This is a genomic window from Halarsenatibacter silvermanii, from assembly GCF_900103135.1.
Taxonomy (GTDB): domain Bacteria; phylum Bacillota; class Halanaerobiia; order Halanaerobiales; family Halarsenatibacteraceae; genus Halarsenatibacter; species Halarsenatibacter silvermanii.
Genome location: NZ_FNGO01000019.1, coordinates 21555 through 34261 on the forward strand (window position 1 = coordinate 21555; position 12707 = coordinate 34261).

At 47.3% G+C, this 12707-nt stretch carries 10 protein-coding genes and 1 other annotated feature; of the genes, 1 reads left to right on the top strand and 9 read right to left on the bottom strand.

Annotated elements, in window-relative coordinates; all coding sequences use genetic code 11:
- Positions 1-94 precede the first annotated feature (94 nt).
- The gene (locus BLT15_RS09815; protein WP_089761171.1) at positions 95-1192 is read right to left on the bottom strand and encodes a GGDEF domain-containing protein; all 1098 of its coding nucleotides are present in this window, start codon (positions 1190-1192) and stop codon (positions 95-97) included.
- A 334-nt stretch (positions 1193-1526) separates the two neighbouring features.
- Positions 1527-1774, top strand: a binding site (T-box leader).
- A gap of 71 nt (positions 1775-1845) precedes the next feature.
- Between BLT15_RS09815 and BLT15_RS09820 the strand changes: the two genes are divergently transcribed.
- Positions 1846-2937: an ornithine cyclodeaminase, nickel-pincer nucleotide-dependent gene (locus tag BLT15_RS09820; RefSeq protein WP_089761174.1), complete on the top strand. Its 1092-nt coding sequence runs from the start codon at positions 1846-1848 to the stop codon at positions 2935-2937.
- Positions 2938-2984: 47 nt separating this feature from the next.
- Here the strand turns inward: BLT15_RS09820 and BLT15_RS09825 are convergent, their stop codons facing one another.
- The 8 genes from BLT15_RS09825 to BLT15_RS09860 all read right to left on the bottom strand — a co-directional run bounded on the left by BLT15_RS09825 (position 2985) and on the right by BLT15_RS09860 (position 12470).
- Positions 2985-3752, bottom strand: coding sequence for a GltB/FmdC/FwdC-like GXGXG domain-containing protein (locus BLT15_RS09825; protein WP_200769742.1), 768 nt, complete (start codon positions 3750-3752; stop codon positions 2985-2987).
- Between the two features lie 164 nt (positions 3753-3916).
- Entirely contained in the window at positions 3917-5407 is a 1491-nt protein-coding gene (locus BLT15_RS09830) for a glutamate synthase-related protein (RefSeq protein ID WP_089761177.1), read from the bottom strand.
- Entirely contained in the window at positions 5404-6495 is a 1092-nt protein-coding gene (locus BLT15_RS09835; RefSeq protein WP_089761180.1) for a class II glutamine amidotransferase, read from the bottom strand. Before BLT15_RS09835 ends, BLT15_RS09830 begins: the two co-directional genes overlap by 4 nt.
- 159 nt (positions 6496-6654) lie before the next feature.
- Positions 6655-7983, bottom strand: a complete 1329-nt coding sequence (gene glnA / locus BLT15_RS09840) for a type I glutamate--ammonia ligase (RefSeq protein WP_089761182.1) — start codon at positions 7981-7983, stop codon at positions 6655-6657.
- Between the two features lie 202 nt (positions 7984-8185).
- Positions 8186-8881 carry a GntR family transcriptional regulator gene (locus tag BLT15_RS09845; protein ID WP_089761184.1) on the bottom strand — a complete coding sequence of 232 codons (696 nt, stop codon included), beginning with the start codon at positions 8879-8881 and terminating at the stop codon, positions 8186-8188.
- 4 nt (positions 8882-8885) lie between these two features.
- Positions 8886-10460 carry a cobyric acid synthase gene (locus BLT15_RS09850; protein WP_200769743.1) on the bottom strand — a complete coding sequence of 525 codons (1575 nt, stop codon included), beginning with the start codon at positions 10458-10460 and terminating at the stop codon, positions 8886-8888.
- A complete protein-coding gene (locus BLT15_RS09855) occupies positions 10451-11902 on the bottom strand; it encodes a cobyrinic acid a,c-diamide synthase CobB (protein WP_089761186.1) in 1452 nt (483 codons plus the stop codon). Before BLT15_RS09855 ends, BLT15_RS09850 begins: the two co-directional genes overlap by 10 nt.
- 169 nt (positions 11903-12071) lie before the next feature.
- Positions 12072-12470, bottom strand: a complete 399-nt coding sequence (locus BLT15_RS09860; RefSeq protein ID WP_159429896.1) for a PAS domain S-box protein — start codon at positions 12468-12470, stop codon at positions 12072-12074.
- Between the last annotated feature and the right edge of the window lie 237 nt (positions 12471-12707).

Sequence of the window (12707 nt, forward strand, 5' to 3'; positions counted from 1 at the left end):
CTGCAGGAAAGACAATTCAAATAGGATCGCGAGGAAAAGCTCTGCAAATTATCCAGTATTAATTCTAGCATAACTTTAAACGAAATACAAGTGATCAAAAGCTCTCGTTATCTCTCTGATCCATATTATCTTCAGCACGATAAATTATGCCATAAATATCCTGATCAACATGCATTTTAACCGCCAGTCCCATCCCAAGATTTAAAAGGTCGCCGTCAGGAAAAAGATTTTTAGTGTTTTCCGCGATGCGGCTCCCAACCTTTATCGCTTCCTTTCTGCTGGTCTGCGGCAGCAAAATCAAAAAATCATCGCCCGACCAGCGAGATAAAATATCTTCACTGCGGATACTTTCCCGCAGCAGATCTGCCGTGTTCAACAGCAATTCATCTCCCACATCATGGCCGCGTTTTTTATTTATGCTCTGCAGGTCCCTGACATCTACCATAATTACACTTATCGGCAGCTGTCTTTTAGTATCCAGCCTCTCAATCTCTTTGCCCATATATGTGCGATTGTACAAACCGGTCAAGGGATCGTGATACGAACTGTACTTTATAGCTGCCCGGTGAATTCTTTTTTCGGTCAAATCTTCGAGAAGCTCTACCAGCAGAGGCTCTTTTTCCCCTGTTTTTTTAACCAGTGATGTGGCCATAAAAATTTTTTCTTCCGATCTGCGTTCCGCATTTTTGCCGGTAAGACTTCTGCCCTGATTCAAAGCCTTGCGAGGACAATTTTGACAGGGGTTTTTTCGTCCAAATATCTCATGACATTTTTCCGGATTTTTAATATTTAGCTTTTCTTCAAGCTCAGAATCCATAAATCTTATAGTGTAGTCGGTATCAATCATCAAAACATGATCACTCATTAGATCCAGAACGTCATCCAAAAACTCCTGAAATCTACCCAGCCTGGCCGATAATTTCTCCTTTTCGGTTATATCCTCCGCCATCATGAGCGTATAATCGCTGTTAACTCCAGCTGAGATTGTATCTTTTTTTAGGTGATAAAATCTATCACCTTCTTTAAAAATTTCTTTTTCCCCGGCGCCATCTTTTGATCTTATCCGAAAAAAATCCTCCCATTCGCTGCTGCTGGCAATTAAAATATCTCCGCTCCCATCAAGAATTGCTCCTTCTCCGGCAATCTCCTCCAGTACTCCCCTGACCAACTTATCGGAAAACTCCTTCTCCATGATAATCCCCCCCGTATAGTTTAAACTTCTATGAAAGAGAGGAATATCCTTTCAAATTTTTTACTATTTTAATAATTGGATCTTCTCAGTGTCAGCTGGTTAATAAATGTGTCAAAAACTTATTTAGTTATACTGGAAGATATAAAGCTCTGTTAACAAGATCTTAACTAATTGTCTCGGAGAAGAACCTGATAATTTAATATCCCGGTAAAATACATGAACTTTGGGCAAAGTCCGGCCAGCTCAATATAAACTAAAAAAATATTCAGGTTTGACTCTTGACAAAGCCGCAGATTTGCATTATAATTTGATTCAGAGGTTGAAAATAAATATTTTAAAGGCGTTGATCAGGCCAGTAGGCAAAATTGAGGTTGCAAGCGACCCGGGGCAGGTGAAAGCCCGGGAACCGTAAATTTTGTTGAACCCATCTGTGAGCCGCGGGCTGAAAAGAGTAGGCTCCGTCGGGATTTCCCGTTACAGAAATAGGTTATGGCTGTCCAAAGGGCGGCTGTGACTGAAGCGGACCTCGCAAAAGAGGTCAACAAGGATGGTACCGCGGGAAATTACAACCCCGCTCCTGCTGATCAGCAGGAGCGGGGTTTTTCTAGTTTATCTAATCTAAATTATTAAATAGCTTTTGGGAGGAAAAAAACATGCAAACTCAAAAATTAGCAGATCATGATCACAGAGCGGAGGAAATCGGAGAACGGGATTATGAAGGACAGCAAAAAATTGAGGAAGTCCAAACCCGGTCAGCCCCGGCGAATGGTGTCCTGCCCGAGGGCTTTTATGTAACTACCAATAAAGAAACGCTGGTTAGATATCAAAATAAATGGCTCAAGCCGGAACTCGCGGAGATGGACTGCGCCATAAAGATTGAAAATGGAGAAGCCGAGCTGGTAGCTATTACCGAGGTTCAGACAGGAGATGAAATAGTTGTGGGAAGCAGGGGAGTCAAAACAATTTCACAGGAAGAAAAAGTGAAAAAAAAAGAAAGAGAAAGTGAAGATGACTTCGACTTTATGAGCAGCGAAGTCTCCGCGGAAAGGTCAAAAGGAGAGCAGATTGCCAGCATAGCGGAAGCTTTAAAAAGCATCCGGGAACAGGACGGAAATATAACTGTTGTTGGCGGTCCGGCCATAGTTCACACCGGAGCTCAAAAGTATCTGGCGGAGATGATCCGCGGAGGATACGTGACCAGCTTGCTTACGGGCAATGCCCTGGCCGTCCACGATATCGAATCAGCAATATTCGGAACCGCCCTGGATTCCTGCGTTAAAGAGCGTTCTGAAGATGGTGATTCCTGCGAAGGTCAGCGGGGAATGCATATGCGAGCCATAAATAAAATAAGAGCTGCTGGATCTATCGAAGAAGCTGTCGAAAAAGGTGTGCTCGATGAGGGTGTTATGTACGAGGCAGTCCGGAACGACGTCGAATATATACTGGCGGGTTCGATCAGGGACGATGGTCCTCTGCCTGATACCATCACCGATACCATGGAAGCACAGCAGGAGATGAGAAGAATAGCTCAAAATTCCGATTTTGTGCTCATGCTCGCCACCATGCTTCATTCCATCGCCACCGGCAACGTGATGCCTGCCAGAGTGCAATCTGTCTGTGTCGACATCAACACCGACGCGGTAACCAAGCTCGCCGATCGAGGCAGCGCCCAGGCCACCGGAATGGTTACCGACGTGGAACTTTTTCTCAACGCCCTGACCGACGAGCTTTTTTCCAGATCCTAAAATGATCCCCCAGTTAAATAATTAAATAAATTTATATGATCTTGATGTCAATCTACGTAGAGATCACCATAGGGTCGATGCGAGACCGGAGTGATTAATGAAAACTCTTCGCTCATTATCTCATCGAGATTCAGATCAAAAACACGAGCATAATCTGAAAGGATCTCCCTCAACTCTTCTCTGGCTTCCGCATCGACTCCGGTTATTTTTACCTCGCGGCCCAGCTTATATTTCTGGACTCCCCCTCTAATGAATAGCCTGCCGCCATGCATTCCTGCTCCCACATGATCACCGACTATCTCTCCCTCGCAGTCGAGGCCCAGTACCACAAGGCGGCCGCCGGCCATATATTCAGCCAAAAAATCACCTGCTTTTCCCCCGATGACGATGTTCGGCTGTTTCTCCTCAAAACCCTTCATATGAATACCGGCTCTATAACCCGCTCTTCCTCTTACATAAACTTCCCCTCCGCGCATGGAATAGCCGAGTATATCACCGGCCGCACCGTGAATGATTATTCGGCCACCTCCCATAGTATTGGCAGCCGCATCCTGAGCATTGCCGATGACTTCGATCTCTATATTTTCGGCAAATGCAGCCATGTCATTGCCGGGGGTGCCTTCCACTCTCAGGTGGGCATCATGATTCAGTCCATCTCCTATATACCTCTGCCCATTGACGTTTTTCAAAATAACTCTCTCGATTCCATCGGCCGTAATCTCCCGGATTCTGCGATTCAAATCCTGATAATATACTCCATCCGCATCTATCACAGCTGTCTCTCCGCGCTGGGTCGTAGAACTTTTTGCTGTCAATATCCGCTCACTCCTTTCAAAACTGGCCAAAAACTAAACTTAAACCGGGGAAAATTTCATTGTGAACGCAGCTTTGTGAACGCAGCTTTATATCTTACAGTACAACTAAATGAGGTTTTTGACACACCTATTAATCAACTGAAGAGAGGAAGATCCAAAAATATTTATCTCCCCGCGTGATGTATGCCCAAAATATCTAGCTCTTCCCGAGTGAGATCTACTCCTCTCAGCATCAACCGATTACCTCGTAGGCTTTCTATAGCATTGATTCCCATTCCTCCCATCATTTCCTTTATCTCATGAGTCCAGCCTGTGATCAGATTTTTCACGCGCTCAGCACCCTCTTCCGGATCCAGCCTCCCGACCAGATCAGGATCCTGAGTGGCGATTCCCCAGGGACAGCTGCCGGTGAAGCACTGCCTGCACATATGACATCCCAGAGCTATCATGGCCGCAGTGCCAATGTAAACAGCATCAGCTCCTAAGGCAATAGCCTTGACCACATCGGCGCTGCTGCGGATGCTGCCGCCGGCTATCAGCGAGACATTGTTGCGGAGGTTCTCCTCGCGCAGCCTATCGTCGACTGCAGCCAGGGCAAATTCGATCGGAATACCCACGTTGTTTCTGATGCGGGTGGGTGCAGCCCCGGTGCCTCCGCGATATCCATCTATTGCTATGATATCAGCTCCGGCCGTAGCTATACCCACAGCTATTGAGGCCACATTGTGGACGGCCGAAACTTTTACCGCCACCGGTTTTTCGTAATCGGTGGCTTCTTTGAGAGAATATATGAGCTGACGCAGATCTTCGATAGAATAAATATCATGATGAGGGGCCGGCGAGAGGGCATCGGTTCCCTCCGGAATCATTCGCGTCTGCGATATGTCCTCTTTCACCTTTTCTCCGGGCAGATGTCCACCTATTCCCGGTTTGGCGCCCTGGCCTATTTTTATCTCGATCGCCCGCCCGGCCTGAAGATAATCGCGGTGTACCCCAAAACGTCCCGAAGCCACCTGAACCATGGTGTTATCCTGAAATCTGTAAAGATCTTCATGCAGACCGCCCTCTCCGGTATTATATATCGTATTAAGCTCCGAAGCCGCTCGGGCGATTGAGCGGCAGGCATTGAGACTCAAAGCCCCAAAGGACATGCCCGCAAAAAGTATCGGAGTGTCAATCTCCAGCTGCGGAGGAATTTCCTCATCCTTATCAGAAAAACTGTCGGGTTTTCTGCCCAGAAAAGTCTTTACCTCCATCGGTTCCCTCAGCGGATCTATGGAAGGGTTGGTCACCTGACTGGCATTGAGCAGCATATGATCCCAGTAAATTTTACCGCTCTCCGGATTACCCATGCCGGAAAGCAATATACCTCCCGTCTCCGCCTGTCGATAGATGCTGCGAATCTTTTCATCGCTCCAATTTTGATTATCGGGAAATGTCTGATTTTTCTCCTCTATATGCAGGGCATCCTGCGGACAGAACGAGGTGCAGCGCTGACAGTTTACGCAGCCATCATTTTCGGCCTCCATGGTCTCTTTATCTTCATCATAACTGTGAACATCATATGAACATTGTTTTTCGCAGATGCGGCAGTTCACACATTTATCATCATCCCTCATGACCTGGAAATTACCGCCGGTCATATTTTTTTTCATAGTCTATCAGCTCCTTCAACAAGACCTACTACCGGTTCTCCACCAGCAGGAAAATATAACTCATCCGGATCCGGACAGACTTCTCTGATGCCCGATTCTTCGCTGCTGGCAAAAATTTTATCCCCCTTTTCGGCCACAACCATGGGCCGAAGCTTGATTCTATCATTAAGGATCATAAATCCGTTTTGAGAACCGAGTATTATGGAAAAGGGGCCATTTAGCAGGCCGCTTCCATATACCGTCCTCAATTTTTTATAATATTCTCTGTTCTCTTCGTCCATTCTGGCGATTTTTTCCCAGAGAGGGGCGGAAAAAACCGCCGCTGCCCCTTCGGGATCCATATCGTGGCGCCGCAGCAAAAGATCGCAGAGATAGGTGATGACCTCGGTATCCGTCTTCATGGTGCACTTGTAACCAAAAGTATTGATATAGCGCCTGTTGGCATCATAGGATGAAACCTCGCCATTGTGCACGATACTCCAGTCCAGAAGTGAAAAAGGATGTGCTCCCACCCACCAGCCGGGAGTATTGGTGGGAAATCTTCCGTGAGCCGTCCAGAGATAACCCTCATAATCGTCCAGCCGGTAAAATTCTGCAATATCTTCGGGGAAACCGACCCCTTTAAAGACACCCATATTTTTGCCGCTGGATACTATATAAGCTCCTTCTATGCTGCTGTTGACCTCCATAACCTGCCGGGCTACGTACTCTTTGCCGCTGATCTTGAGATCTCGGAGACCTTCGGTAGGGGGCTCGACAAAATAGCGCCAGATCAGTGGAGGTTTGGAAAGATTTTTGGGAGGTCGGGTGGGAATCTCCTCCCGCGAGGAAATTATGAAGCTACTTTCCAGCAGCTCCTCAGTGCTTTTTCTGCTCTTTCTATCCTCATAAAAAATATGAAGGGCAAATTCGTTTGCATGCTGGGGATAGATCCCATAAGCGGCAAATCCCCCGCCCAATCCGTTAGATCTCTCCCTGAGCGAAGCGATAGAATTGACTATTGTGCTGGCGGAAAATCTATTCTTTTTTTGGTCGAGAACACCGCTGATGGCACAGCCATCAGATCTTCTGGTTGCAGTACTATTCATGTCTTCAAACCTCGCTATTCATAATATTATGTGTTTTGCAGTTCTGCTTGCTTCTAAGATAGATTTGGGGGTTTATTCCGGCCGGGCCTGGAAAAAAGCCCCATTCCGGAATAAAACCCCTTAAGTCTGCAGATATATAACCAGGCGGAGATTTAAGTTTTAATATTTGCGGAGATAGGTATCAATTTCCCAGGAATGAACCTGCTTCTTGTAATCGTTCCACTCCAGCTCCTTAGCCCGGATGAACATGTTGTAGATATGATCGCCCAGTGCCTCTTCCATCAATTCACTCTGCTTGAGCTCTTCCACAGCTTCCTTGATATTGCCGGGAAGACTGGGGATTCCTTTCTCCTCACGGTCCTCATCGCAAAGGTTATAAATATTCTCTACGGTTTCAGATCCGGGATCAATCTCGTTCTTGATACCGGTTAAACCAGCCTTGAGCATGACCGCCATGGCCAGATAGGGATTGGAAGAAGGATCGGGGTTTCTGAGTTCCACTCTGGTACCCTGACCGCGGGCAGCAGGAACCCTCACCAGAGCGCTTCTGTTGCGGGAAGACCAGGCCACATAAACAGGAGCTTCATAACCCGGCACCAGTCTCTTGTAAGAATTGATTGTGGGGTTGGTAATGGCGGCAAATTCAGGAGCATATTCCAGCAATCCGCCCATATAATAATAGGCTTCCTGGCTAAGCCCCAGCTCATCATCGGGATCATAAAATATGTTCTCTCCGTCCTCGAAGAGAGACTGATGAACGTGCATACCCGAGCCATTGATGCCTTCTATGGGCTTGGGCATGAAAGTAGCATGCAGCCCATGATCCCGAGCTATCTTCTTGGTGACGAATTCAAAGGTGGCTATATTATCAGCTGTGCGCAGAACATCAGTATGTTTGAAATCTATCTCATGCTGGCCGGAAGCCACCTCGTGATGGGAGGTTTCTACCTCGAATTCCATCTCCTCTAAAGCTATGGAAATCTCCTGACGGGCACTTTCGCCTTTATCCACCGGTGAAAGATCAAAATATCCTCCCTTATCGTGAGTTATGGTGGTGGGTTCTCCATTCTCGCTGAGTTTAAAAAGGAAAAATTCTGGTTCCGGTCCGGCGTGCATGGAATAACCCATCTCTTCTGCCTCGGCTATCACGTTTTTAAGAGTGCTGCGCGGGCAGCCGGCAAATGGCTCTCCCTCAGGCGTATAAATATCGCACATCAACCGGGCTACCTTGCCGTGGCCGTTTTCCCAGGGGAAGATGGTAAATGTGTCGAGATCAGGATTTAAATACATATCCGATTCCTGGATCCGGGAGAAACCCTCGATAGAGGACCCATCGAACATTATCTCACCATCGAGTGCATCGGGCAGCTGATCAACTGTTATAGCTACATTTTTCAGAGTACCCAGAATGTCGACAAACTGCAGATGGATAAACTTGACATTGTGCTTTTCAGCTTCTTCCAGGATGATCTCTTTGCTCATGCTCATGATTATCACAGCTCCTTTTTAAAGTTTAATAACAGAATCTAATTGCTTTTCGTTCCGGCCGTTCAAAATCTGTTCTTTCAACTTCGCTAGTTTAATACTACTATACAGTTCGCCAAAAATAAACAGCAGGGCTGACTATGATACTAGTATACATGTATTAAGCATCAGCCCTGCTGAGGGTTAGATCATATTTAGTTTTAGCTCATTCTTCATCATACACTTCATCAAAAACTTCTATGATGCTTTTTCTGGCCTGTTCTATATGCTCCCGGGCCCGGGCCCGGGCTTTTTCCGGTTCTTCCTCTCTGAGGGCTTCCACCAGCTCCCGAAGCTCTTCCAGAGTCTGCCTCATTCTGCCCTCTCGATCGAGGCTGCTCGAGCGGAACCGATTTATCTGCTCAAAAAGATTGTCGAGCATCTTTTTCAGCCAGATATTATCGGCAGTATCGTAAATAATCTGATGAAAGGAAATCTCAATTTCGACGCATTCATCCAGCTCATTTTCATCAAGACAGTCTTCCAGATCAACGATGTGCTGCTCCAGCCTGTTTAGAATCTCCTGGTTCATCTCCCGGGCAGCCAGATAGGCAGCCAGCCCCTCGAGCTCCGCCCGCACCTGAAACAGGTCATTGATCTCTTTTTTCGATTTTATTCCGGCGATAAAAATACCCCTTTTGGGGACTACCGCTACCAGATTTTCCAGTTCCAGCATCTGTATAGCTTCCCGGACCGGGGTTCTGCTCACATCCAGTTCGCTGGCAATCTCCATTTCGGTTATTTTTTCCCCGGGTTTCAAGATTCCATCCAGTATGCTTTCCCGCAGATTTTCATAAATTTGTTTTCTCAGTGGTTTATAGCTGTACGAGTCGAGCGGCGGTAGATTGAGATCATCCGACATCTGATCACCTCCAGATATTTTCCGACAGGCCGATAATATCGCGCAGAAGGTTGAGATCGAGATTTTCGCCCAGCATATCGGCCAGCTTATCGTATTCCTGTTCCTTCAACTCCTGATAATTTTTTCCCTCCGTCTCTACTCCTTCATACCCCAGTTCCCTGCGCAAATTTTCCAGCAGCTTTCCTGTCCATTCTCCATTCTCAAATATTCCGTGCCAGTAAGTCCCGAGAATACTGCCGTCCTCGTTGAGAAGAGAGATAATATTGCTATCGGCCCGGGCCAGGCCAGCAGCTTCATCATCGCACTCTTCTCCCGGCACCAGAGGCCTTAAATGATCACCATAGAGAAGTTCTGTTTCCCCCATGTGGATTTCATAACCCTCAAGTTCCAGCCCCTTCATACCGGCAAAAAAACCGTCATCCTCATATAGCCATTTCCCCGATGACTGTACGGTGCGCTTGTCCGGGTTCATCTCGGTCTCCAGCGGCAGCATATCGAGGCCGGGAATTTCCTGCAGATTGCTCTCAGCTCCCTCAGGATCGGCCAGCTTTCGGCCCAGCATCTGAAACCCTCCGCAGATACCGATCAGCATCCCCTCCGAGCTGGCATGCTGTTTAATAGCCCGGTCTAACCCTCTGTTGCGCAGCCAGATTCTGTCTTCGAGAGTATTTTTGCTGCCGGGTATGATCAGCACGTCGGCAGAGTCGACCTCTTCGGGGTTTTTGATGTATTCAACGCTGACCCCATCATACATCTCCAGGGGATTGAAATCGGTGAAGTTGGATATATGGGGCAGCAGAATCACCTTGATCTGCAGACCGCTGCTGTCGTCGACAGAAGAGCTCAATCTTTCGCTGAGGCTGTCCTCATCATCCAGAGCGAGTTCGATATAGGGAAGCACCCCCATGAAGGGAATGTCAAGCATATCCTCCAGCTGCCTCAGACCCGGTTCCAGAAGGCTCTTGTCGCCTCGAAATTTGTTGATGATTAGAGCTTTGACCAGTTTGCGGTGCTTTTCCGGAAGCAGCTCCACGGTACCGTAAAGCGAGGCAAAAACTCCTCCTCTATCGATATCGCCAGCCAGCAGCACAGGCGCATTCACCATCTCAGCCATTCCCATGTTGACGATATCGTTTTTCTGAAGATTTATTTCCGCCGGGCTTCCTGCTCCCTCTATAACCACCACATCGTGTTTTGCAGCCAGTTCTCGATAGGCTTCATTGACGACCGATTTCAGCTGTGGTTTATACTCATAATATTCTCCAGCCTTCATATTTTCCTGAGGCTTCCCTCTCACTATGATCTGCGATCCCTTCTCTCCAGAAGGTTTTAACAGCACGGGATTCATTCTCACATCGGGATCAAGCCCGGCAGCTTCCGCCTGAAAAACCTGAGCTCTGCCCATCTCCCGGCCATCTGCTGTTACAAAAGAATTCAAAGCCATATTTTGAGCTTTGAAGGGAACAGCGCTGATTCCCTCTCTTTTAAGCAGACGACAGATTCCGGCCACCAGCACACTCTTGCCTACCGAGGAGCCGGTTCCCTGGACCATAATATTATCAGCTAGGTTTACAGCCATGAATTTATCTCCCCCGCACATAGGTTTAACCAGCGAGCCACGAATTTTTGATTGCCGAAAAAATGCAGATGAGGATAGCCGGCCAGCACATTTTCTTTTACAGCCATTCCCGGGCGGGCCTCGCCGCTTCTCTGTCTTTTCACCCGGCCTTGAAAGGGCAAAGATCCGCTCTCTTCCAGGCGGGAATAGTGGAATTCGTGGCCGCGCAATTTTAAGCCGTCGGACAGATCGATATTTACATAACCAAAATTCTGCAGACTGTCGGTCATCACAGTTCTTCCGGAGAAATATTCGACCATGGTAAAACAATCTCCTCCGCGGCTGCAGATTTCCTCCATGAGATACATAAAACCACCGCATTCAGCAAAACAGGGCAGGCCCTGTTCCAGCCGCTGTTTCAAATTCTCACGAAATTTGCGATTGCAGCTGAGTTCTTCTGCAAAAACCTCAGGAAAACCGCCGGCCATATAGAGGCCGTCAAGTCCGGCGGGGAGTTTTTCATCCTGCAGAGGACTGAATTCAACGAGCTCACAGCCCAGTTCCCGGAGAAGATCGAAATTGGCCCGATAGTGAAAGCTGAAGGCCTCATCGCGTGCCACACCTATTTTCAAATTCTGGCCCGGCAGCTGCAGGTTTCCGGAATTTTTAGCGGTCAGAGAGGCAGCCGGCCCGCTGTTTTTCTCCTCTTCTGGCTTCGTAAAATTATCAGCCTCTTCGGCGAGATTGAGGATAGAATCGAGCGATAAGTTTTCTGCCACCATGTCACCCAGAACAGTCGCAGCTCTCTCCAGCTCTTTTAGTTCTCCGGCCGGAATCAGACCCAGATGCCGCTCCGGAAGTTCAACATCGATATTTTTGGGCAGATAACCGACGCATTCGAGATCCGTCTCGCTTTCTAAGGCCTCAGCTATGAGTTCAAAATGACTTTGACTGCCCACCCTGTTGGCGATAACACCAGCCAGGTTCAATTCAGAACTGAACTCGCTGTAACCCTTTGCCATGGCGGCTGCACTCCTGGCCATGCCGCCTGTATCTATAATCAGCAGCACCGGGATGTCTAACATTTTTGCTATTTCCGCCGAGCTGCCTCGGTCCGTCCTGGGACTTGCGCCATCGAAAAGCCCCATCACTCCCTCGACCACCGAAATTTCGGCTTCGGCGTTTTTCTGCTGCCATAGATGCCTCAACTGTCCGGAGGGAATGAGCCAGCTGTCGAGATTATAAGAACCGGTATCGGTGACGTATTCGTGAAAACCCGGATCTATATAATCAGGCCCTACTTTGAAGGGCTGTACCCGCAGGCCTTTTTTCTTCAGAGCGCTCATCAATCCCAGGGAAACTGAAGTTTTTCCCACCCCGCTGCCGGTTCCGGCAATCATCACAGCTCTTAAAGTTTCTGCTGAGCTTTTATCCTCTCGCTCCTTGCTGCTGATATCGACCAATTTTACGCCTCCTCCAATTAAAACACATTAAATTAAGACAGCTCAAAATTCACCTGCCCACTTCAATACATGTATTCATCCATTATATTGTTCTGCAGGAACAGACAATATTCCTGTCACAAAACAGGTAAAAATAATTTTCTGAAATTAATTTTTTCTGCTCAAACTTTTAATTCAGGATCTTCCTGTCTTCAGCTGGTAGATATCCCATAAGATCACTGTCATGACAATAATGGCTGGAAGATATAAAGCAAAATGATACTCGAAATTTTTCGAAACTCAGGTTAAGTCCCTGGCCAAAAAATAGTGTCCCCGGCTCAGGATGTGCCGGGCTGAGCGTGAGCTCAAGGACGAGCTCTCGCGAAGGGAGCGCATCTTTCACATTTTTCCCGATTACATCCTCTTGCTTGAGTCCGGTCAACTTTTCAAAAGCTTCATTTACCTCTAAAAACTTGTAATCGATAGGCTCGCCTTCTGGAGAAAAAATCATGCGGTGGATGGCATATCCATTTAGAGCATGCTGAAAAAAACGTTTACAGAAATCGATATAGGTCATTACTCGATCCACCACTTTAGGTAATAATTAAAGTTTGCTTTTTCCGGATATAATTCCCACAGAACGCTCAAACACTTTCTCAGCCGCTAATTCAGTCCGCAACATCACGTTTTTAATATTGCCCTGTTAGTGTATTTTCAACACCAATTTAGGTTAAAGCCAATCCCGGGTGAATAGAAATTTCACACCCACATTTGATTAACTCAAACAGAAAGTCCCCTCAATTCGACAAAACCACCAGCCGGTGTT

Excerpts from the sequence above, each read along its gene's own strand:
- BLT15_RS09815 (WP_089761171.1), bottom strand. The coding sequence starts at position 1,192 with ATGGAGAAGGAGTTTTCCGATAAGTTGGTCAGGGGAGTACTGGAGGAG.
- BLT15_RS09820 (WP_089761174.1), top strand. The coding sequence starts at position 1,846 with ATGCAAACTCAAAAATTAGCAGATCATGATCACAGAGCGGAGGAAATC.
- BLT15_RS09830 (WP_089761177.1), bottom strand. The coding sequence starts at position 5,407 with ATGAAAAAAAATATGACCGGCGGTAATTTCCAGGTCATGAGGGATGAT.
- BLT15_RS09835 (WP_089761180.1), bottom strand. The coding sequence starts at position 6,495 with ATGAATAGTACTGCAACCAGAAGATCTGATGGCTGTGCCATCAGCGGT.
- glnA (WP_089761182.1), bottom strand. The coding sequence starts at position 7,983 with ATGAGCATGAGCAAAGAGATCATCCTGGAAGAAGCTGAAAAGCACAAT.
- BLT15_RS09845 (WP_089761184.1), bottom strand. The coding sequence starts at position 8,881 with ATGTCGGATGATCTCAATCTACCGCCGCTCGACTCGTACAGCTATAAA.
- BLT15_RS09850 (WP_200769743.1), bottom strand. The coding sequence starts at position 10,460 with ATGGCTGTAAACCTAGCTGATAATATTATGGTCCAGGGAACCGGCTCC.